Origin of the sequence: Vibrio salilacus, from assembly GCF_002811245.1 — a bacterium.
Lineage (GTDB): Bacteria > Pseudomonadota > Gammaproteobacteria > Enterobacterales > Vibrionaceae > Vibrio > Vibrio salilacus.
In genome coordinates this window covers 58,855-83,927 of record NZ_NIVQ01000010.1, presented here as the reverse complement: position 1 = coordinate 83,927, position 25,073 = coordinate 58,855, and the positions used below count along the sequence as shown (strand labels likewise).

Sequence of the window (25,073 nt, the reverse complement as noted above, 5' to 3'; positions counted from 1 at the left end):
CACTTCAACACATCTCATTTCTCTCAATCCTTTAACGGCCCTATAGAAAATACCTTTAGAAAAAAATAGTTCTTTTTTGCGCCTTTTTTGACTTGATGTATATTTGGACAATAAAATCAATCATTTAGCAGAAACAAAAAATCCAGCCGAAGCTGGATTTTTTCGATAGACGGTTAATTAACCGAGTAGGCTGAGTGCCGAGTTTGGTGCCTGCTTCGCTTGAGCAAGAATAGAGCTTGAAGCTTGAGAAAGAATTTGCGTTTTGGTTAGCGCGGTTGTTTCTTTCGCGAAGTCGGTATCTTTGATACGGCTCTTCGAAGCGTTCACGTTCTCATTGATGTTGTCCAAGTTGCTGATAGCGTGGCTGAAGCGGTTTTGGAAAGCACCGAGCTCTGCACGGTGGCTATCTACATATTGTAGTGCTGCATCAACAATCGCTACCGATTCTTGCGCGCCGCCAACCGAGGTTACGTCAATCACATCAACGGTTACAGCTTTCCCTTCACCCATGTTTAGCTCGCCCGCTAAGCCACCAGCAAAAGAAACGGCGCCGTCAACTTTGTTTGCACCAGCAAACACTTGTAGCTGACCATCTTCGTTTACAGACGCTTTAACCATATCTGTTTGACCATTGATGTAAGTGGCAAGCTCTTCAATATCATCGCCTTGTTTTGCATTGATATTAATGGTTTGCTCTTGACCGCTTTTGTCAGTCAAAGTGATGGCAAGGTCGTTTGCCCCTGTTGCAACGGTCCAGTTTTGATCTTTACCTTCCGTTGCTTGGTAGCTAGTCCCACCCATGCCAACGTTGTCTGAACGCATGTCATTCAGGGTCAGCATGACTGCTTCACCGTTGTCAGCACCAATTTGCATAGACTTGGTTGTGAACGTACCGTTAAGTAGCTTATTACCACCAAATGATGTGGTTTCGGCGATACGGTTAAGCTCATCATTTAGCGCCGTGACTTCTTCTTGAATCGCAACACGCTCAGACTTAGAGTTTGAACCGTTTGCAGATTGTAGCGATAGGTCACGCATACGTTGAAGAATATTGGTTGTCTCGTTCATCGCGCCTTCAGCAGTTTGCGCGATAGAGATACCATCGTTCGCGTTACGTACTGCAACGTCAAGACCACGGCTTTGTACGTTTAAGCGGTTCGAAATTTGTAGACCCGCTGCATCGTCTTTTGCACTGTTGATCTTGAAGCCTGATGACAAACGCTCCATTGATGCTTGTTGAGCGTTGTTCGCACCGTTTAGGTAACGTTGTGCTGTCATTGCTGCTACGTTTGTATTTACATTAACTGCCATGGTGATTTCTCCGTTTGATTTTCCGATGTTTCCGGTTTCCGACGTCTCGGAAAACCAAAGTAGTTCTCTCAAAAGTTACATTTATTAACGGCACGGTTTACGAAACCTTGAGTAATTTTTTGAGAATTTTTTAAAAAAAGGTCGTTTGGAAGAAAAAGCGTGACCAACAAGGAAAAACATTTAAAAAAGCGTATTTTCCGCTAAAGATTTATTTTTTCTGTCGACGCTATCGTCTTTTTGAGAGTTACCCCAACAAGGTCAAAGCTAAATTAGGTTGCTGCTTGGCCTGCGCAAGAATAGACGTACTGACTTGCTGAAGAATTTGCTGCTTGACCATTTGCGTGGTCTCCTTGGCATAATCAGTATCTTTAATCCGACTATTCGATGCCGACAAATTCTCATTAACGTTCGACAAATTATTGATCGCATGATTAAAGCGATTTTGCATCGCCCCCAGTTCTGCGCGATGGCTATCAACATACTTGAGCGCGGTATCTATAACCGATACCGCTCTCTGAGCTCCACCGACTTTAGAAATATCTAAGTTATCAACCGCTTCATAACTTGATAGGTTGAAATTTAACTGGTTGGCGAGGTTGCCTGAAAACGAAATCGTGCCCGAGGTTTGATCACCAGCCATGAACAGTTGCAGCTGTCCCTCTTCATTGACCGAAGCCGACACTTTATCGGTTTGGCCATTGATGTAAGTCGCCAACTGTTCAATATCGTCGCCGATTTTGGCCGTGATATTGATGCTCTCTTGCTGCCCCTGAGCATTGGTGTATTGCATCACCAATTTATGACTGCCCTGCGTGACCTGCCAATTGCTGTCGGTCTTAGCCGCCGCCACATAACTGAATCCACCCATGGCAACGCTGTCTGAACGCATGTTTTTCAGCGCCACTTGGACCGCTTCGCCAGAACTTGCCCCAATTTGAAAAGATGAGGAAGCAAATGAACCATTGAGCAATTTTCGACCACCAAAAGAGGTGGTTTCAGCAATTCTGTTCAATTCATCATTTAAAGCTGTCATTTCTTCTTGTAGAGCATTACGTTCAGCACGACTATTTGAGCCGTTTGCCGATTGCAACGAGAGATCACGCATCCGTTGTAGGATATTTGTGCTCTCATGCATCGCACCTTCAGCGGTCTGCATGATCGAAATACCATCATTGGCATTTCTCATCGCAACATCTAGACCACTCATTTGCGACTCAAGCCGATTAGATATTTGTAACCCGGCAGCATCATCTTTGGCACTATTAATGCGATTCCCTGAAGAGAGTCTCTCCAAAGATTGGTTCAACAAATCGGTCGCATTGGTCAAATGACGCTGTGCAGTCATTGCAGAAACATTGGTATTTACAGTAATGGCCATAACAAATGCTTTCCTCCATGGGGTGCTTTCTGTATCGGCTCAAGCTGAATTTCTTTAGTCGAAAAACCAAAAAGCCGAGCGGTTAGGCTCGGCTGGCTATTTGTTCATTGACGACGCGCGTGATTAACTCACTTGCAAAGCGCGCAGCATCTCACTTGACGGCGCAAAGAAATACGCCCCCGTCACCGCTCGCGTAAAGCGCAATAACTGATCGGTTTTACCGTCGCTGGCACCATACATACTCTCAAGCATGGTTTTAAAATTTTGCAGTCGATTGCAGTAAGCGATAAATAATAGACCGTGATCACCTGATACGCTGCCATACGGTAAGCTGTGGCGAAGAATTTTCAGCCCCTTACCGTCTTGTTTAATGTCGACACGACCCACGTGGGACGCCGCCGGAACATCGTCTAATTCAACCGAATCCGGCTTAGTGCGGCCAATCACTTTTTCTTGCGCTGATACATTAAGCCGATTCCACGCTGGTAGGTTATGAATAAAGCGTTGCACCATGACATAGCTGCCACCAGCAAATTCACCTTCTGGAATGATCGCCACTTCTTCACGCTGCGCCGCTTTTGGGTTTTCCGTCCCATCGACAAACTCGGTCATATCGCGAGAATCAAGATAACGATAGCAATAAGTTTCATCTACAACCGTAACGTTGTCGCTGATGTGTTCAAACAGCTTACGCAGTAAATAGAAATGGAGGTCATGACGATTAGAGTGACAGTGAATTAACACATCAACTTCTGTACTTGGTGCCACGACGTCCCCTTCACCTAACGCTGGGAAATCAATCAACTCATCTGGGATTGGTTGATTGAGCTGCTGCCAAAAGGTTTTACTGAACGCGAGTGATAACGTGAGTTGAGCGCCAGGTTGCTGGGCATTAAGATCTTCGACCAAGGTTGGCAATGCTTGCAATTGCTCTAACACTGCTTGCGGATTTTGCTTGACCTTAAGTAAGGTACATTGCGAAAAAGGCCCCGATTCAGGAAGAATGGCGCTTTGAGACTGTAACATGATTACTCCTCACTATTATTACTTTGGCTCAGTATATTAGGTTTTACTTACCATGCATTGACACCGATCATCGCTGCTTTGATCACTGTGTAGGGGGCGCAACAAAACTGTCTTTCACACTACGACTATTGGCAACATAAAGAATAAACCACAGTAAGAGCAACATCACGACGCCATTAGTCCAACTAAATGCACCATGAAGCAAATAGACGTGATAGATAGATTGAGAGAGTTGCGCTAACGCAGTGACCAGTGTAATGGGTTTTCCCCACGTCACGATGCGGTTTACCCAGCGCCTCTCTGGGCTGCGCAGACCCAAAAGCCACAACAGTAAAATACTGGGGACGCCCATCGCTAAACCGAGATATAGCATGGTATGATCCGGATAGACTATCGCAAGAATCTTACTGCCACTTGCTCGACTGGCACCTGCCACGACAAAAACGACCCAAGCTTTGGCTAACAATAACCAACCTAACCAAAGTAGCTTTGGGGCTTTTAAAAAGCCATGCTTATCATATTGATCTATTGCGTAACGCACTGAAATCTAACTACTGTCTATTATCAATCCATTACTTTAACCCAATAAGCACAATTTCTACCAGAATATTGTCATCTTGTCTGCCACTATGACTTGCTAACGATAAAAGTGATAGGGATGGCACACACAGAGCTAGGTGATCGCCTCGTTGAGATCATGTTAGGATAGTGGTATCTGAGATTTAACAAGACTTTTTATTATGAAGAACAAAGTCGTTTCCTCCCCTGAAACTCAACAAGAAGCGATGAAAATTGCCAAGGCGACACAAAAGCCAGCTCAAACCAAAGAGCAAACTAAACTCATTGCCCAAGGAATCGAAAAAGGCATTGCGCTGTACAAAAAGCAGCAAAAAGAACGCGCGAGGCTGACTGATAAAGCAAAGAAAAAAGCACAAAAGAGCAAGTACGTGGTGCAGACCGCTACTGACATCAACAACGAGCCTTCCACCGTTGTTGAACGTTCAACCAAGACGTATCTTCTTCCTTGGATACTACTCATCACAAGTTGGATAGGATTTGTCGTTTATGTTAGCCAAAGTTAATCGTCTATTGACTCTCGCTATCACCATCAGTCTCGTTGGCTGCACGTCACCCTATACCAAAGTTGACCCAGACGCGACTAACGTTCATCTCAGAATGGATGCTCAATTTGATGCTAACGATTGCCAATGGTTAGGCGAAGTGACTGGCAACGAGGGCCATTGGTACAGCTATTTATTGTTTCCTAATGATGTGATGATACGTGGAGCATTTAACGATATCAAAAATCAAGCCTACAGTCTGGGGGGCAATACCGTATTTTTGGTCCACCCACAAGATTTTGTCACTTCATTCACCGTGATGGGCAATGCGTACCTTTGCAGTACTAAGTAGAGCCGAGCGCATAAAAAACCTAGCGATAAACGCTAGGTTTTATGGTTCGTTGCCTTGCACTATGCGCTAAAGCCTAAACTGGCAGCGATCACGGTTTTTCTCTCGATAACCCACTGGCTATCAAAAGGTCCCCAATCTGACAATTGATAGTAGCCATCATTATGACGTCGACCATCTTGAACAAACATCAGCTCAATACCGATTCCCGGCAAGGCCTTGATCACGTCTTGAATCGTGCGACGGGGCCAACCCGTCTGCTCGATAAGTTTTGGCACATTCGGTCTTTCTAAATTTTCAACAAGCAGTGCAAGATACAAGCGCCTCGCAAAAACAGGACTCAATTCCATTGATACCTCCTATAAATTTCTAGGGTCATTATTTCTGTTTTGCGCAGCTATGTGTTGCGTTTGATCAAAAACTCTACGATCGCTATGGCTTGATAATGATTTTTTTTATTCGTTGAAATATATACATCACACTTTTGTCTCGTTGTTCACTTCCTGCTAGGATGCAAAAATCAGACATAAAAAGTCACTTGTAAAGGTTTCACTATGACAATCACCATGTACGGTATTCCCAACTGCGACACAATTAAAAAGGCCAAAAAATGGCTTAATGCGCAGAACATCGACTACCAATTTCATGATTACCGCAAACAGGGTATCGATACTAAAATGGTCGAAGTTTTCTGCCAACAGCTTGGTTGGGAAAACGTACTCAACAAACGCGGCACAACCTATCGCCAACTGCCACAAGAGCAAAAAGACAAACTTAACCAAGACAATGTCATCGCGCTCTTGGTTGAGCAACCTGCAATGATCAAACGCCCGATTATCGCATCAGGTAACGAGTACCATATTGGTTTTAAAGCGGATCAATACGCCGCTCTTTTTTCATAACTTTTTCGTAAGGATTTCAAGGATGACAGACAGCCCTACTCTGGCTCTGGCAAAAGATTTAATTAGCCGCCAATCGGTAACCCCTGAAGACGCGGGTTGTCAGCAGGTGATGATTGAACGATTGAAAGCGCTTGGCTTTGAGATAGAAGTCATGGTGTTTGAAGATACCACCAACTTTTGGGCACGACGCGGCAGCGAATCGCCACTGTTTGCTTTTGCAGGTCACACCGATGTGGTGCCTGCTGGAAACTTAGATCATTGGCACACCGCTCCTTTTGAGCCCACCATTGTCGATGGTTTTCTCTACGGACGTGGGGCCGCTGATATGAAAGGCTCATTAGCCAGTATGGTGGTTGCGGTAGAGCAGTTCATTACTTATCACCCAAATCACAAAGGTTCGATTGGCTTTTTGATTACCTCGGATGAAGAAGGTCCATTTATCAACGGCACAGTGCGTGTGGTTGAAGCATTAATGGCACGCGGTGAAAACATCGACATGTGTATTGTCGGTGAACCTTCCAGTACCGAAGTGGTTGGTGATGTTGTCAAAAATGGCCGCCGAGGTTCGATCACAGGTGATTTGACCGTGAAAGGTATTCAGGGTCATGTCGCTTATCCGCATCTGGCAAAAAATCCGGTTCATCAGTCACTGCTCGCGATGCATGAGTTGGCAACAACCGAGTGGGATCAAGGCAACGATTATTTTCCGCCGACCAGTTTCCAAATTCCAAACGTGCACGCTGGCACGGGGGCCTCTAACGTGATACCGGGCGAATTTAAGGTTCAGTTCAACCTACGATTTAGCACCGAGCTCAATAACGAGACGATCATGGCGCGTATCAACGACATTTTGGCTAAGCACGATCTTGACTATGACCTGCACTGGACTTTTAATGGCGACCCATTCTTAACCGATACTGGCGCCTTGCTTGATGCCGTTGTTGGTGCAGTCGATAACGTTAACCAAACCAAACCTGCGTTGCTGACCACCGGCGGTACGTCTGACGGTCGCTTTATTGCTCGTATGGGGGGGCAAGTTGTCGAACTTGGACCTGTCAACGCGACCATCCATAAAGTGAATGAGTGCGTTAAGGTTGCCGATCTGGAGAAGCTCACTGCTATGTACCAAAAAACCCTTGAGAACTTGTTGGCGCAGTAATGACTCCTGAGCAGCTTACCGGCCAAGTCACCAGCCACTTAGTTGACACTGTGGTGGGGCAAAAAGCATTTTTGGTTCACCCTAGTGTGAGTCAAGATCTGCTGATGCTAAAACAAGCCGCTGCCAAGGCTGGCTTTACTCTTAATATCGCCAGTGGCTTTCGCGATTTTGAACGTCAAGCGACGATTTGGAATAATAAAATGGCTGGACGCAGTGTGATACTCGACAGCGACAGCCAAGCGTTAGCAAATGACACCCTCAGTGACGAACAGAAAATTGAGGCGATATTGCGTTGGTCAGCCCTTCCGGGAGCCAGTCGCCACCATTGGGGAACGGACTTCGACATTTTTGCTCGGGATCGCTTGCCCAAAGGCGACACGCTTAAACTTGAGCCATGGGAGTACTTAACGGGCCATCAGCATGAGTTTTATCTGTGGTTACAGACCCACCTGAGTAAATTCGGGTTCTTTTTCCCCTATGCGCAAGATTTAGGTGGCGTCGCTCCCGAGCCTTGGCATATCAGCCACAAGCAGGTCAGCCAAGGTTGTTCAGAACAGCTCACTTTACCGCTTTTGCGACAAGTTCTGCAGCGCTCGCCTATTTTAGGTCAACAAGTGGTATTAGCTAAGCTCGAAACGATCTACAATCAATTTATACATAATATTGACCAGTAGGTATCGTCATGATGGACTTTCTAACCAACCCTTGGGTGATTATCGCGATTGTCCTTAGTGTCGTTATCGGCAACATCGCCGCCTTAAAGTACACCGCCAATATGAAATTTGGTCAGACCGACAAAAAAACGCCACCGGCTCAAGATAACGACAAAAATTCCTCAGACCAAAACGACAAAGACTCGCAATAGTGCGAGTCTTTGTTATCTCAGCGAAAACCAGGAATCCATCGCGACGTCTGCCTTACTTAAGGTGATCCCACGAAATATTCGACACAATTCGGCATGGTTCGCACTTAAAATAGAAGATATCGTGGACAGGCTCATCAAGTAACCAATCACCACCACATTTAGGGCACTTTCGTGCTTTTTCAGCGGCTAAGTTCTGGCCACCGACCCGATACTGGTAGTAGTAAGTAGGGATCTGGCTTATGTACTCAATGCGTCCACGCAAATCCCACCCTCGTTTAAAAAGTACACTGTCGACATCACAAATTTCATGCAGCGCCGCATGCTCGGCGCGACATCCGCCCGCCATCTGAATTTCATCACACGCTTGCCACTCGGTTTGCCATTTGATCACCGCCTTGTGATCCCCGTTGAGCGTCGGTCCATTTCGATACAGTGGTATCGGTAATAAGGTTTCACCGCTGCGCAGCGGAGAGCAAGTATGAACATACGTGGTATACAACACTTGCCAACTTGGCGACGTTGACTCTGCGGCCTCTTCTGAATTGAGGTCTCGCCCAAGCAAACGTATTTTAGGTGCCAATAGACTGGCATCGACTAAGCGGTTTACGCATACGTTGACAAAATCGGAGTGATAACTTGGGTGAAGACTATCTTGCTCGGGGCACACGACGCGAACAAAAAATTCACCATCACCCATGACAATAGGAAACTCACGTCCCAATACCTGGCCGTTATAACGTAAAGCGTCCATCAAGCTGTTGATCGCTTTATCTACCGCAGAGACGGTGGTGTTATCGAAACATTCAAATTGCAGTTCAACAACGTACATTACCGCACCACGACGTCAAGTTGGTTGATAAACTGGCCGAGATTATCCGCTAATAGGTCACGCTTATCGGTCCCAAGGCGTTCCAACACAACGTTGCCAGTTAAATTACAGATAGAGATAACATCCATATCTGTATCTGTTGCGGCGATAAAGACCGTCGGTTTTAATTTCAAACGACGCTGAGTCACTAAGTGACCAAGAATGTTCTCTTGCAAACGAACAAAGTCCTCATCACTCCATACTTGCAACAGCCACAGTGGATTACCTTGCCAGGTCGCTTCCATATCGGCGCTATACTGGGTGCCATAAAAGAGTTTGATATCATCATGGAGCTCGAGCTCGATCCCGTTTTCAACGTTGGTAAAATCGGCTGCCACCTCACGTTGACAGGCTTGCCATTCGACCGCTTGATCGGTCTTTTTCTCCACACATGGAGAGACAAGATCAACCAACTCTGCGCTTTTTGGTAAGTGTCCCAAAGCATCTAAGTGTGCTTGGCGGTATTTTGCACTGAATGAGAGCAACGCTTGTAAGGCATTATCAGTCATTAGATTCTCCAACATGAGTAGTCGCTTTTAATGGCAGGATTGCGTAAAATTCTCGACATTCTAATAGAAAATGAACAAAAAGTATGAGCAAATATTCTGATGCGAAAGAGTTAACTGGCCTAACCTTGGGGCAGAAAACCGAATATGCACACCAATATGACCCAAGCCTGCTGCAACCTGTACCTCGTAGCCTCAACCGAGACGACCTCAATTTAGGTCAAGATCTGCCTTTCGTAGGTTGCGACATTTGGACATTATATGAGCTCTCTTGGCTAAATGATAAAGGTTTGCCACAGGTGGCGATTGGTGAAGTGTCAATTCCAGTCACCAGCGCTAACTTAATCGAATCAAAATCATTTAAGCTCTACCTCAACAGTTTTAACCAAACTCGTTTTTCAGGCTGGGATGATGTTGAAAACAGACTGATCAACGATCTGTCAGCCTGCGCGGGTGAAACGGTCGATGTAACTTTACGCTCAGTTGACGACTATACCGATAGCGTGATCGTCACGATGGATGGTGACTGTATTGATGCTCAAGATATCGAAATCACCAGTTATGATTTTGACCGTAATCTATTAGTGGGCGCCGCAAGCGGTGAGTGGGTCACAGAAAGTCTTCATAGCCATCTGTTAAAATCCAACTGTCTTATCACTAACCAGCCTGATTGGGGCAGTGTTGAGATTCACTACACGGGTCAACAGATCGATCGTGAAGCGCTACTGCGTTATATCGTCTCTTTCCGTGAACACAATGAATTCCACGAACAGTGTGTAGAGCGCATTTTTACGGACATTGTGCAGTTTTGCCAGCCTCAATCCTTAACCGTTTATGCGCGTTATACACGTCGTGGTGGACTCGATATTAATCCATATCGCTCAAACATCAGCAGTCAGCCTAATTACAACCAACGTATGGCTCGTCAATAAGGAACACATCTCCATGATGAAAGTACGCTGTAAAGGCATTATTGGCGCATTGTTGTTACTGCTCTCTTGGCCGCTGATGGCCAATAAGATTTACGTATCAGCACGCTTAAGTGAAGCGAACAACTTGGTTAATGTCGTGCCGCATCAGGCCAAACAATTGGTCAGCGACTACCTCGATCAGCGTACTTTATCGAATAATACGGAACAAAGCCCCTCAGCGATGTCACGTGATGAAGCCGATAGTCGTATTCGTACTCCAAGCAGTACCATAGATGCTCTGCGCATTCTTGCTCAAGCAGAATACAACTTAGGCAACCCCCTTCAAGCGCTGAAACATTTACGGGAAGCGCACAATATCGCTGAAAATTATCATCTCCCATATCTGTCTATTAGTGTCGATTTGCAGCAAACCGAATTAACTTGGCTTATCGAACACGATAGTGATAAAGCACGTAACAAATTGGTTCAAATAGAAAAAAGTTTCTCTAGTATTGAAAATCCGCAACAATTGTTGCGTGGACTCGGCTATCGAATATTGATGTTTAAAGCGCGCATTGCATCAAAACAAGGCGATATCGCTTTGGCAGACGATCTTTATTTACAAGCCAAAGACTATGTTGATAGTACCGATACCACTGCTATCTTTATCGACTACCACACCACGGTCGGGCAACACCTACTGGCGAACAAACAATACAACCGCGCTTTATCTGAATTACTGATCAGTTATTGGAAGGCGATAGAGAAAGACTCCGCAACTCAACTAGCACAAGTCAACCGCCTACTCGGTCAGCTTTTTTACGAGCGCAAGGTGTTAGACCAAGCCAATGGCCATTACTCACAAGCTGCCGACTACTACGATAATTACCAGGGCTCACCGGCACTGCCACCAATACTAAAAAGTATGGGCGACATTTATTACCATCAAGGCAAATACAATCTCGCTTTGGTTCATTACTTCAATGCCATGGATCACGACCGGCTCAATAACAATATCGATAATATTATCGAATTGCATATCGCCCTTGCCTCCACTTACCTTAAGCTGGTCAACTACCCCTTGGCCGAACAATATCTGGAACGAGCCCAAGAGCTACTCCAATTTGCCAATATTCCACGCTTAAAGTGTTATGCACTATTACTTGAAGCTGAGTTAGTCCAATATCAAAACCAACCACAGCAAGCAATCGACCGAGCCAAACAAGCCCTTAATATTGCACGCGAAGAGCAAGATGTAAGCCTCGAAAAGATGGCCTACAAGATGCTCTACTTGGGCTATGAATTAGACAACCAGTATCAACTGGCTCTTGAGAGCCTAAAGCAGTACGACTCACTAGCAACCATTGAGCAACAAGAACTCGATCTGATCAGTGAAGATGCTTTTCGTCAGCAGAAAGAGTTTGTCGAGCAAACGCTGCACTTAAATAGTCAAAGACAAGAACTTGAGCAGACACAAAGCGATCACCGTAAGTTTCAAAATATTACCTTAACGCTGTTTATCCTCAGTGCGATTTTATTTCTTTTCCTGATGAGACGCGGCCATATCATCGGTTTGCAAAATGAAGAACTCGACGCACTCAATGAAGATCTTTACACCCACTCGCGTTCAGGTTTAAAGAACTTACGCATGCTGAACGCGCGTTTGCCCGCTTCACTCGAAGAGAGTAATCACAAGTTTGAAAAGTGGCATGTGGGTGAACTTATTCATGAGCCGCTCAACGATCGATTGCGTTTTGTGATGATCGATATCCCTTTCTTACGCAACATGTACTTGCAACATGGCTATCAAGAAGGGCTAAAACTGGAGCGTGCTTTTGGTGATTTTCTAAAAGAGCGAGTGACGCATCCGGCGCGAATCTACCACTTCTCAGATGCTAATTTGCTTTATATCGAACCGAACAGTGAACAGAACACACAACCTGAGCAAGTGTTTGAAAAAATCCAACAATGGATCTTAGAGTTTGAACCTGAACGTCACATCAATCGAATTATTCGGATCGGCATGGCGGATTACCCATTCCTACCAAGAGCTTACACCGCGGTCAATGATAAGGAACTGATTGATGTGCTACTTATGTCAACCAGCACTGCACGCACACTCAGTATGAAAGAACATTGCAGTCAATGGGTCTATTTACGGGCGATTGAAAACGCTCCAGCCGCCAGTTTAGCCACCGGAAATATCCGCAAAGCATGTAAACATTCGATAAATCAAGGCTTGATCAAAGTCCACTCTTCGTTCAAGAATGAGGACAGTATCAAAAAACTATTAAAAGATGAGTAAAAGCTCGACAATCGCACTTACTAAGTCGTGACGGGCCTGATTTATTTGATATTATCGACAGATTAATAAATAGCATTAGAATCCAACTTAAGTTTATTCATGGGTGTTCTTGAGCAAAATCTTCAGTCACAGCTGCACAAGCTGAAATCTCAATTGGAACAAGTTCGATTGACACAGCGCGACACCTCGTTCAAATTTAAAAGAGAACAGAAGGTTCTTCAGCGCATTATTGCGTCACTAAGTTGTGCCTATAAAACTGAAAACCCGCGTTTAAACGCAGGGTTAACTGAGCTAAAACAAGCTATCGAGCAACAGCAAGACGTCAGTACTCTAATTCCAAAACTAGCCGTTTTGGAGCGCTTGCTTAAACAACAAGGCTTGGCTATGGATAAACACACCGATCATCTTGACTCGCAAATAAAACACAGCGGTGAAACCTTATTGAGGTTGACGGGTTTACCGGCCAAGGTCAAACGCGATTTACGCGATTTGCTGAGCTATTCTAATGGCCTTAAGCACCCAAAGACTGAACAGGCCGTGCGCTTACTAAGCCTGTATGAACGTTCTGTTAAAATTATCACTGCCAACCCTGAACACACCATCAATCAAATCGCAAATAGCTCAGATCGAGAATTACTACTAAGACTTTCTGATGAACTTCAGCATTTAATCACCGAACTGGATTTCGAAGGTGAGTCGGGAGAATTGTTGTCCGATATTCGTGCCAAGCTTCTGATTGGAGTTAATAGCCATGTGCTGCTTGAATTAACCCTACAAACGCTGAAACTGGTCATTGATGGCACAAATTATGAGCGTAAAACCTCAGAGCAGTTCTTAGAACAAGTCAACGCAAGCCTCTCTTCTTCTTTAAAAAGCTCAACGCAAAACGTACAGCAGTCGCACAGTTATTTTCAGCATAGACAAGAGATGAGCGGCGAACTCGCCGATCTAATTAACAGCACTCAATCACAAGTAACGCAAGCCACAACACTCGATGAACTCAAAACTGAAGTGAATCCTTTACTCACTCAACTGAATTCACTTTCAGAGCGATTAAAGCACGCAGAGCAACGTGAACAATCCCTACTTGAACGGATGAGTTATGGCAAAAACCAACTTGAAGCCCTATTTGAAGTCACCCAAGATTATCGCCGTCGTCTTGAAGATCAAGCGCAACGCATGTTGTTGGATCCACTGACTAAGGTTTACAACCGCGCCGCATTTAGCGACCGTTTAGAGCTAGAGTACCGACGCTGGATTCGTACTCAACACCCTTTACGCGTTGTGATACTAGACATTGATGGTTTTAAATCGATTAACGATAGTTTTGGTTACACCGCTGGTGACAAAGCGCTGAAGATTATTGCACGTACGATTAAAAAAGAGCTGCAAGATACCGATACTGTGGCTCGTTTTTCTGGGGAAGAGTTTATTTTACTGCTCCCAGAGGTCAGTGATAGCGATGCGTTTAATGTCATTCAAGCCATTCAAAAACAAGTGGCTAAACTGCCATTCAAGTTCCGCGATCGCCACCTTACTATTACTCTTTCGGCAGCAAGCACCGCCTTTAAAGACTCCGATACGCCAGAAGAGATACTCGAACGTTTGAATCTGTGTCTCAACGAAGCGAAAACACTCGGTAACAGCCAACTGGTTTGGCGTTAAGAGCCATTTATTCCACCTCGCCACACTTCGCCTCTCTGCGTTCTCTTTGTATTGCTCTATATATATCAATAATTTAACTTTATTATTTATGATTAGCTGCTAAGCTTAAGCTATCTTTGCTCGATGAATACTCACGTTAAGCAACGTAAAACAATACCAATGCAAACGGTCACAATAATAAAGAAGAATAAAAGCAATACAAAACGATAACAATAAGTGATAACAGCGATGAAGCTCGATTGCGCTCATCGCCTAGGGGGCCCCATGATTACTCATATCAGTCCAGCGGGTAGTATGGACTTACTTTCTCAACTTGAAGTTGAGCGTCTTAAAAAAACCGCTACCAGTGATCTGTACCAACTCTACCGCAACTGTACTCTCGCGGTGCTCAACTCTGGTGCGCATACTGACAATTCCAAAGAACTATTAGACAAATATCAAGATTTTGATGTCAATGTGATGCGCCGTGAACGTGGCATCAAATTAGAACTCATCAATGCCCCTGAGCATGCTTTTGTCGATGGAGAGATCATCAAAGGGATCCAAGAGCACCTCTTTTCGGTCTTGCGTGACATTGTCTACGTCAATATGCATCTGGCCGACAATCAACGCCTTAACTTAACGAACCCGAGCCATATCACTAACTTGGTGTTTGGTATATTGCGCAATGCCGGTGCCCTGACACCAAGGATTGAGCCCAATCTTGTTGTCTGTTGGGGCGGTCACTCCATTAACGCCACCGAATACCAATACACCCGTGAAGTCGGCAATGAGCTTGGGCTGCGTGAAATGAACATCTGTACCGGCTGTGGACCTGGTGCAATGGAAGGGCCAATGAAAGGGGCCGCGATTGGTCACGCTAAGCAGCGCTACTATGATCAACGTTATCTCGGCTTAACCGAACCATCCATCATTGCTGCTGAGCCGCCCAACCCTATCGTCAATGAACTGGTGATCATGCCCGATATTGAGAAGCGACTCGAAGCGTTTGTTCGTATGGCGCACGGTATAGTCATCTTCCCTGGCGGTGCAGGTACAGCCGAAGAGCTGCTCTACATTCTCGGCATTATGATGCACCCAGAGAATGCCGAACAGCCACTCAAAATTGTTCTAACCGGGCCAAAAGAAAGTGAAGCGTATTTCTTTTCGATTGACCAGTTCATTGGTGAAACACTAGGCAGTGAAGCGCAAAAACACTATCAAATTGTCATCGATGATCCAGCAAAAGTAGCCAAAATTATGAAGCAAGGAATGGTCGATGTACGCCAACACCGCAAAGACCATGGCGATGCCTACAGCTTTAGTTGGTCGCTCAATATTGAACCTGAATTCCAGATGCCCTTTGAACCAAGCCACGCTAATATGGCGAGCCTTGACTTACATCTCGATCAACCACCGGAAGCGTTAGCAGCAGCGCTGCGACGTGCTTTCTCAGGCATTGTTGCAGGTAACGTAAAATCAGAGGGGATTCAAGAGATCGAACAGCATGGTCCGTATCAATTAGATGGCGATCCTCGCTTAATGGCTAAGATGGACAAATTGCTCAAAGATTTTGTTGCCCAAGATAGAATGAAGCTGCCCGGCGGCACGGCATACGACCCTTGCTACCGAATCAAAACCAGCAACTAGTGGTAATCTATCACTCATCCGATACAATAAGGGCTTGATGCCCTTATTTTTTGCTTGTTATGTCTATTCACTTGGTCATTATTGACGCTTTAAATCTGATTCGCCGAGTTCACTCAGCACAACCCGATCCGACCGATATAGCCAGAACGATCACCACGACTTCGCGCACCTTGCAGCGAATTCTTAATGAGGCGCAACCGACGCATATCATCGCCGTATTCGATCATCACCTGCAAGAGCGCGGCTGGCGAGCGGAGATCCTGCCTGAATACAAACAAAACCGTAAACCTATGCCAGAGCCACTGCTTAATGGCCTTGAAGCGATACAAGACGCCTGGTGGAAAATGGGGATTGACTCGCTGCTTTCTGAAGGTGATGAGGCTGATGATTTAGTTGCGACACTCGCCATCAAGGTGGCAGAGCATCATGAGAAAGTCACTATTATCTCAACCGACAAAGGCTATTGTCAGTTATTGTCACCAACTTTGCAGATCCGTGACTACTTCCAGCATCGTTGGCTAGATGAACCCTTTATTGCCAAAGAGTTTGGCGTTAAACCCCATCAATTGTCTGATTACTGGGGACTCACTGGCATTAGCTCTAGTCAAGTGCCTGGCGTGGTGGGAATTGGGCCTAAAGCAGCCAAAGAAATATTAACTCAGTTTAACGATATTGAGCAGGCATACGCGAGTGATGAATTAGCCGCTAAATATCGGAAAAAACTTGAACAACACATCGACTCAGCTCGGCGATGTAAGCAAATAGCGGCCTTAAAGACCGACATAGAGCTCGGCTTCAATTTGCAAGATTTACGCTTTAATGGGCCAAATGAGTAACAAGAAACTTTGCATCGCTGCCAGTTGTGATCGCGTGCTTTGATAAGATTGTAAAATGCCTAGTAGTAAGCAGCGCTCTTGTCTCCAAGAGCGCAACATTTATCGGTTTAGTGCGGCGATATGTTAGACAGACATTGAATGTGCACAGTAATTTCCTCACGGTCGTGATAAAGGTGTTTAGCTTGTAGCTTAAACTTAACCCCGTTTTCCTTAAGGAAAATTTTCAGGTTATCAATATCTTCTAGCACTTCGTCATAGCGCCCTTTCATCGGCAGTTTCAGGTTAAAGATCGCTTCTTTTGCCCAACCACTAATGATCCATTCCCCCATCAACTGAGCCACACGTGACGGCTTTTCAATCATGTCACATATCAGCCAAGTGATATTCTTACGCGCAGGTTCAAACTTAAAACCATCTTCTTGATGGTGTTTAACCTGACCCGTTTCCATCAAACTGTCGGCCATCATGCCGTTATCGACCGAGTGTACAAACATCGAACGCTTCACCAGTTGATAAGTCCAACCACCAGGACAAGCACCTAGGTCAACGCCCCACATACCTGGCGCTAAACGTTCATCCCACTCTTCACGAGGAATAAAGACGTGGAAAGCCTCTTCTAGCTTTAACGTCGAACGACTCGGTGCATCAGACGGAAATTTAAGACGCGGAATGCCCATGAAAAACTGTGAGTTATTTGTCGTCAGCGAGTAACCTATATAACAATGTCCTGGTTCGACAAAACAAAGGTGCAGAACCGGCTTTTTCGGGCTATCTTTGGTAAATAAAATCTCTTTACCGCGAAGTGCCTGACGCATAGGTACAGTGAACTTACGACAGAACTTAAGCAGCTCTTTCGCTTCGTTAGTATCCGGGGTTTCAATGCGAAGATCCCCACAGCGCGGCAATCCGTCAATATTGGCGAGCTGCTGCAAGATAGGGGAAATACGGTCTTCACGAGGTAGATCATCAATTTCCACTGCAACGGCAAACATTTGGCGGGCAAAAATTAAGGATTTAAAATCGATCTCTTTGACCAATTTTTGCGCATCGCCCTCTTGATAGCACTCAAAGATAACAAAACCACTGTTCTTTTTAAGGCGAGGGAAACCAAATACTTCTAGCTGAGTGGCACGATCTTGAATTTCACCGGCACACTCTTTCTCAAAGCCACTGCGGCAGTAGAGCATTAACTGTTTCACTGTTTCACCTCTTTAATTTGCAATGCTGCGTAGACAAACAGTCCCCAACCCAGCATAAAGCTCAAACCACCTAATGGCGTAATTGGCCCAAACCACTTAATACTGGTCAACGCGAGTGCGTAGAGACTGCCGCTAAAACAAAAGACGCCGATGATAAAGCAAATTGCCGCAAGGGCGAAATATTTTTGTGACTTAGACGATAATTTTAGCTGGAGCAACAGACCACAAAGTAAAATCGCCAGCGCATGAATTAATTGATACAACACACCAGTGTTAAACACCTCTATGAGATAGGGTGATAACAGCGTTTTTAATCCGTGAGCACCAAGGGCCCCCAGAGCAACACCTAGCCCACTCAATAGTCCGCCAATAGCGAGTAATTGCCTACTTTGCATCGAAATAAACCTCAAAAATAAACGCCGCCAACACATCGACTGCCCGCGCGATGTTGCCAAGTTCAGTATGACCTGAGACTTTACGTGGCTTAAAGCTGTGATCACCATCGGGAATAAACGTCGTAGTCACACTTTCCGCTAGGGCAAACTCGCTAAATTCTTCGCGCTTACCGAACGTATCTCGCTCACCTTGCAAAATAAGGCAAGGTTTGCTCAGTTTAGCAAGATGATCACCTTTGTAGTTCTCAGGCTTACCAGGCGGGTGGAAGGGAAAACCGAGACAGGCCACACCAGCAACCAAGGCGTCGTCAGCAAGCAGACTCGCCATGCGTCCACCCATCGATTTACCACCAATAACCACAGGCTGCCCTTTAGCGACATCCTGGATCACCGCTTGGAACGCCTCAAGCAGTTTTGGCGCTCTGTCTGGTGGGCGCTTTTTGCCATCTTCAGCACGTTTGACCATATACGGAAAATTAAAACGCACCACTTGAATGCCCTTGTCGACTAAACCGGTTGCCACCGCCTGCATAAAAGCGTGATCCATACCCGCTCCAGCGCCATGGGCAAAAACAAACACCGGATTACCTGCTTGACCTTCTATCAGATAACTACTCATCAAGCAGATCCTCTTGTTCGCTTTGCGCTTTAGCAAGCATCCAATCACGGAAAGTGGCAATGCGTCCCATATCCGCTTGCTTCTCATGACACACGACGTAAAAAGCATTCTTGGATAGCAGCACTTCATCAAACGGTGCAATCAATCGTCCCGCCTCTAACTCTGGCTGAGCCAATACATTGTTACCGAGCGCCACACCCTGACCATGCGCTGCAGCCTGCAGTACCATGGTTGAGTGACTGAAGATTGGTCCATGATTGACATTTAACCCCTCGATTCCGGTCTGTTTGGCAAACTGTTTCCAGTCTTTACGTGAGGTGTCGTGCAGCAGGGTATGTTGTTTCAAATCACTTAGAGTTTCTAATGGTTTGTTACCTAAAAGTAATGAAGGTGAACAAAGTGGGATTAAAAATTCTTGGTATAACTTATCGGCGCGCAGTCCCGGCCAATTGCCTCGGCCATAATAAATCGCCACATCAACATCATCGGTTAATGATCCCTCATCCATATCAACCGCCTTGATGCGCACATCAATATCAGGCTCTTGCTGATTAAAGTCCGCCAGCCGCGGCACTAACCACTGGATAGCAAAACTAGGTGGCAAACTTATCGTTAGCGCCCCTTTTTCACTACGCTCTAGAACTTTATCTGTAGCTTCTGCCAGTGATGAAAAAATATCTTTAATATCAAGAAAGTAGCTTTGACCTTCTTCGGTTAATAACAAGGAGCGATTTCGACGGCGAAATAGCTTTAAACTGAGAAATTCTTCTAGGGCTTTTATTTGATGACTGACCGCAGCTTGCGTCACAAACAGTTCCTCTGCTGCGCGAGTAAAACTCAAATGGCGCGCCGCAGCTTCAAACACTTTTAAAGAGTTTAGTGGAGGCAATCTTCTGGACATGGTGGCCTTCTATATATTGGATTAGTTTTTTTTATCTGAAACATTATAAAATGTCCATTGCCTGACGACCAGAGAAATTCTATATTTCACCCCGCAAAGAGAAGTCAGAACGGCTTGATTCCTTTGGGAATCAATTGACTACTCTTTGCGATGTTGTGTTTGCAAACTCGTATTTCGAGTTCGGTAGGTTTCTACCAGTTTTGTTTCAAGCAGAAACGAAACATATACTTCCTGTATTTATTTTGACCTGTCTGTCAATTTTTTTAGCACCGCCTCTATGGCGGTGTTTTTTTATGCCGCTAAGGTTATAATACCATTTATTGCCGATCGCTAAATCCAATAACCTCACCTGTTTTTTGAAAAAAAAGCACAAATCGAATCAACGATTTGCGCTTTCTAATCAGATTAACGTCTTGTTTTAAGGGCGGTAAACTTTGACGTTACTAAAGCCTTGTTCTTGCAGATATAGCGCCTGCAGACGACTCATTACCCCACGATCACAGTAAAGCAGATACATTTTAGACTGGTCTAGGTCACCAAACTGAGTGCCAAGCTTGAAGAAAGGCAAGTGTTTCACTTCGACATCATCAATCACTAGTGGGTTATCTTCTTGCTCTTCAGCGCTGCGAATATCGAGCACGATGGCATCTTGTTCCACCGCTTGAACTTGCTCCACCTCTGGCGCCGCTTGCTCTGTCTCTTTGGCAATATCGCGAATATCCATCACGCGCGCATCATTGACCACTTGCTCAAGCAGAGCAAAGTCGAATTTGGCTTCTTCCGCTTCTAGTTTCGCTTTTACTGCTTTGACCGTTGGCTTTTTAGAAATGACACCACAATATTCAGGCATGGTTTTCGCGAAATCTTCAGTACCGATATCACGCGCAAGATTAATGATGTCTTCCTTGTCCCAGTTAATCAGTGGGCGCAAGATTAATGTATCGGTGACACCATCGATATGACGCAAGTTGGTCAGTGTCTGGCTTGAAACTTGGCCAATCGCCTCACCCGTCACTAACGCTTGAATACCAAACTTATCTGCCACCATGCCAGCGGCGCGCATAAACATACGTTTTAATACCACACCCATCTGACCGTCATCGACTTTTTCTAAAATTTCAGCCACAACGGGTTCAAAGTCAACCGAGATAAAACGTACCTTGGCCGATGAACCATATTTATTCCAAAGGTAGTGCGAGACCTGCTTTACGCCGATTTCATGTGCTGGGCCCCCAAGATTAAAGAAACAGTAATGGACTTTTGAACCACGTTTGATGTGCAAGTAGCTAGAAACGCCAGAGTCAAAACCGCCAGAAATAAGGCTAAGTACATCTTCTTGAGTACCTAAAGGGAAACCGCCCAAACCTTTATAACGTGCGATCACTTGGTTCAGCTTTTCATTGACCACTTCTAGATTAATCGTTACATCAGGGCGACGCAGTTTTACGCTGGCGCTTTCAATCGATTGATTAATACCACCACCGACATAACGTTCAAGTTCAATCGAGGTAAAGTCATGCTTACCACGGCGCTTAGCCCGAACAACAAAGGTTTTACCTTCGATGCGAGGACGATTAAGCTCTAAAACCTGCTCAAAAATATTATGCAAATCAGTAAATTCAGACTGCTGAACTTCCAGCACATGGTGAATACCAGACGTGTGAGTCAAAACGTCTAGCACTTCTTGATGGTATTGAGAAGACTCTGATGTCACCTCAATGTGATCACGACGGTTAAAAACAGCAACAGACTCTGTACGACTCTTGATGATGTTACGGATATTACATTCAAGAATCTTTGTGAAGCGCTTACGCACAGACTCACTTTTTACAAAAATTTCTGGATGGGGCTTGACGATAAATTTCATAATTCACTTCACAAGTTAACTGTTTCGCTGATTTTGCTGCTCTAGAGAGCGTAGCAGTTAGTTTTAACACTAAGCTGCCGCTAAGGGCGCAAGATTATACATGAAGCAATGGCCATAAAAAAGACGAGCGTTTAAAGCTCGTCTTAGTCTTTGGTTTGATTTACTTTTATTCAGGTAGCAATGCCGGCACCTCATCACTGAGTAACGCTTCGCCTTGCATAATGCTGATTTCAACTCGGCGATTACGCGAGCGTTGTGCTTCGGTATCATTCGGGCCTAACGGCACCGTATCCGCCATACCCCGAACCTGCAGCCGTTCGTGATTAAAGCCGCGCACTTTTTCCATCTCTTGCGCCACGGAGACGGCGCGCTGTGCGGACAGATCCCAGTTCGAACGGTATAACTGCGAGTCTAGGCGCTGATTATCGGTGTGCCCAGACACTCGGACTACGCCCGGAATATCTTTGACTAAATCGGCTATCTGGCGCACCAATGGACGGAATTTAGGTTGTAAGAACGCAGAGCCTTCAGGGAACGCTCCTTTTTCACGAATACGAATATCAATTTGCTGACCAAGATTTTCCACCTCAATGGCACCTTGTTCAATTTCGCGCTCAAGCGCTTTCTTAATACTTTCGACCAGCGTTTCAAGCTCTTCAGACATTTGCGCTGCTTGCTGCTGTTGATTATCCGATTCAGTATTTTGGTTGTTTTGGGTCGATGTCTCGGGCGACTGCCCCCCAGTTAACGTACCTTGGTCGCGTTGGGTGCCCCCAGCGCGATCTGACTCGCCTTCATGAAATTCTAAGGTTTGCTGAGTAATATCAATGGTCTGTTGCATGATGACATCAATCGGCGTTGGCTCTGGTCTGCCCGGTCTAAACTCTTGGGCAATAATACTGGTGCCTTTGGGAATATCTTTGACCTCTAGGCGATTTTGCACACCAAAAGCAAACTTCATCGAACCTGCGATCTGCTTGAACTTAAGCACGTCCATTTCAGAAAACGATAACAAAAGAACAAAGAAACACATCAACAGAGACATCAAGTCAGCAAAAGTTCCCATCCATAACGGCAGGCCTGGGGGCGGACATTTGCACTCATTCTCTTCTTCCATTGTCATTTCCCTACTCGTTATCTACGTCAAGTACGCGCTTACCTTCATTGAGATAATTCTTAAGATAACTGTCAATGACACGCGGGTTTTGACCATCTTGAATAGCAAGCACACCATCCATAATCAAACGACGATTGAGTTTTTCTTGTTCACGGCGTAACGATAATTTGTCAGCAATGGGGAAAAACACCATGTTAGACAAAATCGCACCATACAAGGTTGTCAAAAGAGCCACCGCCATGGCCGGGCCAATAGCCTTAGGGTCATCCATGTTAGATAGCATGGCGACAAGACCGACCAAAGTACCAATCATCCCCATAGCAGGAGTTACATCACCAAAAGCACGAAACACTGCAGCGCCAAACTCGTGACGTTCATCAGTCAAAGAGATGTCTTTTTGCAAGGCAGCACGTACTACATCAGCGTCATGGCCATCCACTAATAGATCGATACCTTTTTGCATAAAACTATTCGTAATTTCCATCTCTTCTAGGGCAAGAAAGCCGCCCTTACGCGCGGCATCGGCCATTTCAACCACTTTAGCGATCAAATCCTCTGGCTCGTCAGACTTGAACATGAAGGCTTTTCCCGCGATCTTTGCGGCACTAAAAAATTGTCCAATAGTGAACTTCATCAGCACCACGAACGTCGAGCCGCCAACCACGATAAGAATCGACGTGACGTCGACAAACATCATGATGCTTCCGCCAAGCACCATCGCCATGATAACGAAAGCCAATCCGCCAATCAGTCCCAGCAGTGTCGCTAAATCCACAAAACAATCCTCATGCTATCTATAAGCTTCTATCAAATTATATCGGCAACATCTTCAGATCTTTAGTCTTTTATTGATACCGCTTTCACATAACTATAGTTGTTTGGCACGTAACACATAACTAAACTTTAGCGTTATCACTTACCGACACACACCATAGACCGCTTTATCTCGATTTTTCTAACAAATTTACTCGGTTAAATTTGACCATCATTATCGGCTAAGGTAACTTTCGTCCATCTTTGTCAAAGTAGAACCGTTATGGCGAGCAAAAAACCAGAAAACATGACTTTCGAGGCAACCATTGAGGAACTCGATGTGATTGTTGAAAACCTTGAAAATGGTGATTTAGCACTAGACGACGCACTGAAAAAATTTGAACGTGGGATTACCCTTGCTCGTGCAGGTCAGGCTAAACTCAACGATGCCGAGCAACGCGTCAGTATTCTACTGCAAAATGATGACGACTCAGCTCTCAGTGACTTTGACACCACGACGGATTAATTAATTACACCTATGGCTGTTATGCATGAGGCCTTGTCCTTACTTCAACAACGAAATAATGCTCAATTAGAGCAGTGGTTGCAATCTCTACCTCATCAGAACCTGCCTCTGATCGAGGCAATGCGTTACGGTTTGCTACTCGGAGGCAAGCGTGCACGTCCATTTTTGGTTTACATTACTGGCCAAATGCTCGGTTGTGAACTCGAAGAGCTCGACACTCCTGCCAGTGCAGTAGAGTGTATTCATGCTTATTCTTTGATTCATGACGATCTGCCAGCCATGGACGACGACGAGTTACGTCGTGGTCAACCAACATGCCACATTAAATTTGATGAAGCGACCGCGATTCTTACTGGTGATGCACTGCAAACGCTAGCCTTTACTATTTTAGCTGACGGGCCATTGAACCCACGAGCAGAAATTAACCGTATAAAAATGGTAAAAGTGCTCGCACAAGCGTCAGGTGCTAATGGGATGTGTATGGGACAAGCTCTCGACCTTGCTGCAGAAAACAGACAAGTCACCTTAGATGAACTCAAAGAAATTCATCGCAATAAAACGGGGGCGCTTATGAAGGCCGCCATACGTTTGGGGGCCCTTGCCGCAGGTAGTAAAGGGGTAGAGGTGATGCCTCACTTAGACAAATATGCCGACGCCATTGGCCTGGCATTTCAGGTTCAAGATGACATTCTGGATATTATTAGTGACACAAAAACCTTAGGCAAGCCGCAAGGTTCTGACCAACAAGCCAATAAAAGCACGTATCCAGCTCTGCTTGGATTAGACGGAGCTGTTAACAAAGCTCACACTCTGTTAAATGAAGCACTTCAAGCATTGAATGCAATCCCATACAATACAGAGTTACTCGAAGAGTTCGCCCGATATGTCATCGAGCGCAAGAACTAACACTATAAGCGCGCAATTA

At 45.3% G+C, this 25,073-nt stretch carries 27 protein-coding genes; 13 read left to right on the top strand and 14 right to left on the bottom strand.

Going from position 1 to position 25,073, the window contains the following annotated elements:
• Positions 1-177: 177 nt before the first annotated feature.
• From CDZ87_RS09210 to CDZ87_RS09195, 4 genes are all read right to left on the bottom strand, one after another.
• Positions 178-1,311, bottom strand: coding sequence for a flagellin (locus CDZ87_RS09210; protein WP_100753283.1), 1,134 nt, complete (start codon positions 1,309-1,311; stop codon positions 178-180).
• Between the two features lie 244 nt (positions 1,312-1,555).
• Positions 1,556-2,689: a flagellin gene (locus CDZ87_RS09205; RefSeq protein ID WP_100753282.1), complete on the bottom strand. Its 1,134-nt coding sequence runs from the start codon at positions 2,687-2,689 to the stop codon at positions 1,556-1,558.
• A gap of 123 nt (positions 2,690-2,812) precedes the next feature.
• Positions 2,813-3,715, bottom strand: coding sequence for a Dyp-type peroxidase (locus CDZ87_RS09200; RefSeq protein ID WP_100753281.1), 903 nt, complete (start codon positions 3,713-3,715; stop codon positions 2,813-2,815).
• 82 nt (positions 3,716-3,797) lie between these two features.
• A complete protein-coding gene (locus CDZ87_RS09195) occupies positions 3,798-4,256 on the bottom strand; it encodes a DUF2919 domain-containing protein (protein WP_100753280.1) in 459 nt (152 codons plus the stop codon).
• Between the two features lie 199 nt (positions 4,257-4,455).
• Between CDZ87_RS09195 and CDZ87_RS09190 the strand changes: the two genes are divergently transcribed.
• Positions 4,456-4,797, top strand: a complete 342-nt coding sequence (locus tag CDZ87_RS09190) for a DUF2956 domain-containing protein (RefSeq protein WP_100753279.1) — start codon at positions 4,456-4,458, stop codon at positions 4,795-4,797.
• The gene (locus CDZ87_RS09185) at positions 4,781-5,128 is read left to right on the top strand and encodes a DUF4156 domain-containing protein (protein ID WP_100753278.1); all 348 of its coding nucleotides are present in this window, start codon (positions 4,781-4,783) and stop codon (positions 5,126-5,128) included. The genes CDZ87_RS09190 and CDZ87_RS09185 overlap by 17 nt, the downstream gene beginning before the upstream one ends.
• Before the next feature lie 59 nt (positions 5,129-5,187).
• On the opposite strand, the gene CDZ87_RS09180 is transcribed toward CDZ87_RS09185, so the two are convergent.
• Positions 5,188-5,475, bottom strand: coding sequence for a winged helix-turn-helix domain-containing protein (locus CDZ87_RS09180; protein ID WP_100753277.1), 288 nt, complete (start codon positions 5,473-5,475; stop codon positions 5,188-5,190).
• A 204-nt stretch (positions 5,476-5,679) separates the two neighbouring features.
• Here CDZ87_RS09180 and CDZ87_RS09175 point away from each other — a divergent pair, with 204 nt between their 5' ends.
• From CDZ87_RS09175 to CDZ87_RS09160, 4 genes are read left to right on the top strand one after another with little or no spacing between them, the layout of a single operon-like run.
• Positions 5,680-6,027 (top strand): ArsC family reductase, encoded by a 348-nt coding sequence (locus CDZ87_RS09175; RefSeq protein WP_100753276.1) that lies wholly within the window; start codon positions 5,680-5,682, stop codon positions 6,025-6,027.
• A 22-nt stretch (positions 6,028-6,049) separates the two neighbouring features.
• Entirely contained in the window at positions 6,050-7,186 is a 1,137-nt protein-coding gene (gene dapE, locus CDZ87_RS09170) for a succinyl-diaminopimelate desuccinylase (RefSeq protein ID WP_100753275.1), read from the top strand.
• Positions 7,186-7,860 (top strand): M15 family metallopeptidase, encoded by a 675-nt coding sequence (locus CDZ87_RS09165; RefSeq protein WP_100753274.1) that lies wholly within the window; start codon positions 7,186-7,188, stop codon positions 7,858-7,860. The genes dapE and CDZ87_RS09165 overlap by 1 nt, the downstream gene beginning before the upstream one ends.
• Before the next feature lie 11 nt (positions 7,861-7,871).
• Entirely contained in the window at positions 7,872-8,051 is a 180-nt protein-coding gene (locus tag CDZ87_RS09160; RefSeq protein ID WP_172953572.1) for a DUF2897 family protein, read from the top strand.
• A 52-nt stretch (positions 8,052-8,103) separates the two neighbouring features.
• Here CDZ87_RS09160 and CDZ87_RS09155 read toward each other — a convergent pair whose 3' ends face one another.
• Positions 8,104-8,880 (bottom strand): Zn-ribbon-containing protein, encoded by a 777-nt coding sequence (locus CDZ87_RS09155; protein WP_100753272.1) that lies wholly within the window; start codon positions 8,878-8,880, stop codon positions 8,104-8,106.
• Positions 8,880-9,428, bottom strand: coding sequence for a SecY-interacting protein (syd, locus tag CDZ87_RS09150; protein ID WP_100753271.1), 549 nt, complete (start codon positions 9,426-9,428; stop codon positions 8,880-8,882). The genes CDZ87_RS09155 and syd overlap by 1 nt, the downstream gene beginning before the upstream one ends.
• Before the next feature lie 83 nt (positions 9,429-9,511).
• Between syd and queF the strand changes: the two genes are divergently transcribed.
• From queF to xni, 5 genes are all read left to right on the top strand, one after another.
• Entirely contained in the window at positions 9,512-10,357 is an 846-nt protein-coding gene (gene queF / locus CDZ87_RS09145; RefSeq protein ID WP_100753270.1) for an NADPH-dependent 7-cyano-7-deazaguanine reductase QueF, read from the top strand.
• Positions 10,358-10,370: 13 nt separating this feature from the next.
• Positions 10,371-12,641 (top strand): tetratricopeptide repeat protein, encoded by a 2,271-nt coding sequence (locus tag CDZ87_RS09140; protein WP_100753269.1) that lies wholly within the window; start codon positions 10,371-10,373, stop codon positions 12,639-12,641.
• Positions 12,642-12,740: 99 nt separating this feature from the next.
• Positions 12,741-14,306, top strand: coding sequence for a GGDEF domain-containing protein (locus CDZ87_RS09135; protein ID WP_100753268.1), 1,566 nt, complete (start codon positions 12,741-12,743; stop codon positions 14,304-14,306).
• Between the two features lie 264 nt (positions 14,307-14,570).
• Positions 14,571-15,935: a nucleotide 5'-monophosphate nucleosidase PpnN gene (gene ppnN, locus CDZ87_RS09130; RefSeq protein WP_100753267.1), complete on the top strand. Its 1,365-nt coding sequence runs from the start codon at positions 14,571-14,573 to the stop codon at positions 15,933-15,935.
• Between the two features lie 59 nt (positions 15,936-15,994).
• Entirely contained in the window at positions 15,995-16,771 is a 777-nt protein-coding gene (xni, locus tag CDZ87_RS09125; RefSeq protein WP_100753266.1) for a flap endonuclease Xni, read from the top strand.
• A 107-nt stretch (positions 16,772-16,878) separates the two neighbouring features.
• Here the strand turns inward: xni and rlmM are convergent, their stop codons facing one another.
• From rlmM to pomA, 7 genes are all read right to left on the bottom strand, one after another.
• Complete coding sequence (gene rlmM, locus CDZ87_RS09120) at positions 16,879-17,970, bottom strand: 23S rRNA (cytidine(2498)-2'-O)-methyltransferase RlmM (RefSeq protein ID WP_100753265.1); 1,092 nt, start codon at positions 17,968-17,970, stop codon at positions 16,879-16,881.
• Entirely contained in the window at positions 17,967-18,365 is a 399-nt protein-coding gene (locus tag CDZ87_RS09115) for a DUF423 domain-containing protein (RefSeq protein WP_100753264.1), read from the bottom strand. Before CDZ87_RS09115 ends, rlmM begins: the two co-directional genes overlap by 4 nt.
• The gene (locus tag CDZ87_RS09110) at positions 18,355-18,984 is read right to left on the bottom strand and encodes an alpha/beta fold hydrolase (protein WP_100753263.1); all 630 of its coding nucleotides are present in this window, start codon (positions 18,982-18,984) and stop codon (positions 18,355-18,357) included. Before CDZ87_RS09110 ends, CDZ87_RS09115 begins: the two co-directional genes overlap by 11 nt.
• Positions 18,977-19,885 carry a transcriptional regulator GcvA gene (locus CDZ87_RS09105; protein WP_100753262.1) on the bottom strand — a complete coding sequence of 303 codons (909 nt, stop codon included), beginning with the start codon at positions 19,883-19,885 and terminating at the stop codon, positions 18,977-18,979. Before CDZ87_RS09105 ends, CDZ87_RS09110 begins: the two co-directional genes overlap by 8 nt.
• A 418-nt stretch (positions 19,886-20,303) precedes the next feature.
• On the bottom strand, positions 20,304-21,752 hold the full coding sequence (gene thiI / locus CDZ87_RS09100) for a tRNA uracil 4-sulfurtransferase ThiI (protein WP_100753261.1): 1,449 nt from the start codon (positions 21,750-21,752) through the stop codon (positions 20,304-20,306).
• Between the two features lie 166 nt (positions 21,753-21,918).
• Positions 21,919-22,869 (bottom strand): flagellar motor protein MotB, encoded by a 951-nt coding sequence (locus CDZ87_RS09095; protein ID WP_100753260.1) that lies wholly within the window; start codon positions 22,867-22,869, stop codon positions 21,919-21,921.
• Positions 22,870-22,879: 10 nt separating this feature from the next.
• Positions 22,880-23,644 (bottom strand): flagellar motor protein PomA, encoded by a 765-nt coding sequence (gene pomA, locus CDZ87_RS09090; RefSeq protein ID WP_100753259.1) that lies wholly within the window; start codon positions 23,642-23,644, stop codon positions 22,880-22,882.
• Positions 23,645-23,905: 261 nt separating this feature from the next.
• On the opposite strand from pomA, the gene xseB reads away from it, so the two are divergent.
• Both xseB and ispA read left to right on the top strand, forming a co-directional pair.
• On the top strand, positions 23,906-24,148 hold the full coding sequence (gene xseB, locus CDZ87_RS09085) for an exodeoxyribonuclease VII small subunit (RefSeq protein WP_100753258.1): 243 nt from the start codon (positions 23,906-23,908) through the stop codon (positions 24,146-24,148).
• Positions 24,149-24,169: 21 nt separating this feature from the next.
• A complete protein-coding gene (gene ispA / locus CDZ87_RS09080; RefSeq protein ID WP_100753315.1) occupies positions 24,170-25,054 on the top strand; it encodes a (2E,6E)-farnesyl diphosphate synthase in 885 nt (294 codons plus the stop codon).
• Positions 25,055-25,073: the final 19 nt, after the last annotated feature.

Bases quoted from the DNA above. Each gene is read 5' to 3' on its own strand.
- CDZ87_RS09210 (WP_100753283.1), bottom strand. From the start codon at position 1,311: ATGGCAGTTAATGTAAATACAAACGTAGCAGCAATGACAGCACAACGT.
- CDZ87_RS09205 (WP_100753282.1), bottom strand. From the start codon at position 2,689: ATGGCCATTACTGTAAATACCAATGTTTCTGCAATGACTGCACAGCGT.
- CDZ87_RS09200 (WP_100753281.1), bottom strand. From the start codon at position 3,715: ATGTTACAGTCTCAAAGCGCCATTCTTCCTGAATCGGGGCCTTTTTCG.
- CDZ87_RS09190 (WP_100753279.1), top strand. From the start codon at position 4,456: ATGAAGAACAAAGTCGTTTCCTCCCCTGAAACTCAACAAGAAGCGATG.
- CDZ87_RS09185 (WP_100753278.1), top strand. From the start codon at position 4,781: ATGTTAGCCAAAGTTAATCGTCTATTGACTCTCGCTATCACCATCAGT.
- CDZ87_RS09180 (WP_100753277.1), bottom strand. From the start codon at position 5,475: ATGGAATTGAGTCCTGTTTTTGCGAGGCGCTTGTATCTTGCACTGCTT.
- CDZ87_RS09175 (WP_100753276.1), top strand. From the start codon at position 5,680: ATGACAATCACCATGTACGGTATTCCCAACTGCGACACAATTAAAAAG.
- dapE (WP_100753275.1), top strand. From the start codon at position 6,050: ATGACAGACAGCCCTACTCTGGCTCTGGCAAAAGATTTAATTAGCCGC.
- CDZ87_RS09165 (WP_100753274.1), top strand. From the start codon at position 7,186: ATGACTCCTGAGCAGCTTACCGGCCAAGTCACCAGCCACTTAGTTGAC.
- CDZ87_RS09160 (WP_172953572.1), top strand. From the start codon at position 7,872: ATGGACTTTCTAACCAACCCTTGGGTGATTATCGCGATTGTCCTTAGT.
- CDZ87_RS09155 (WP_100753272.1), bottom strand. From the start codon at position 8,880: ATGTACGTTGTTGAACTGCAATTTGAATGTTTCGATAACACCACCGTC.
- syd (WP_100753271.1), bottom strand. From the start codon at position 9,428: ATGACTGATAATGCCTTACAAGCGTTGCTCTCATTCAGTGCAAAATAC.
- queF (WP_100753270.1), top strand. From the start codon at position 9,512: ATGAGCAAATATTCTGATGCGAAAGAGTTAACTGGCCTAACCTTGGGG.
- CDZ87_RS09140 (WP_100753269.1), top strand. From the start codon at position 10,371: ATGATGAAAGTACGCTGTAAAGGCATTATTGGCGCATTGTTGTTACTG.
- CDZ87_RS09135 (WP_100753268.1), top strand. From the start codon at position 12,741: ATGGGTGTTCTTGAGCAAAATCTTCAGTCACAGCTGCACAAGCTGAAA.
- ppnN (WP_100753267.1), top strand. From the start codon at position 14,571: ATGATTACTCATATCAGTCCAGCGGGTAGTATGGACTTACTTTCTCAA.
- xni (WP_100753266.1), top strand. From the start codon at position 15,995: ATGTCTATTCACTTGGTCATTATTGACGCTTTAAATCTGATTCGCCGA.
- CDZ87_RS09115 (WP_100753264.1), bottom strand. From the start codon at position 18,365: ATGCAAAGTAGGCAATTACTCGCTATTGGCGGACTATTGAGTGGGCTA.
- CDZ87_RS09110 (WP_100753263.1), bottom strand. From the start codon at position 18,984: ATGAGTAGTTATCTGATAGAAGGTCAAGCAGGTAATCCGGTGTTTGTT.
- CDZ87_RS09105 (WP_100753262.1), bottom strand. From the start codon at position 19,885: ATGTCCAGAAGATTGCCTCCACTAAACTCTTTAAAAGTGTTTGAAGCT.
- thiI (WP_100753261.1), bottom strand. From the start codon at position 21,752: ATGAAATTTATCGTCAAGCCCCATCCAGAAATTTTTGTAAAAAGTGAG.
- CDZ87_RS09095 (WP_100753260.1), bottom strand. From the start codon at position 22,869: ATGGAAGAAGAGAATGAGTGCAAATGTCCGCCCCCAGGCCTGCCGTTA.
- xseB (WP_100753258.1), top strand. From the start codon at position 23,906: ATGGCGAGCAAAAAACCAGAAAACATGACTTTCGAGGCAACCATTGAG.
- ispA (WP_100753315.1), top strand. From the start codon at position 24,170: ATGCATGAGGCCTTGTCCTTACTTCAACAACGAAATAATGCTCAATTA.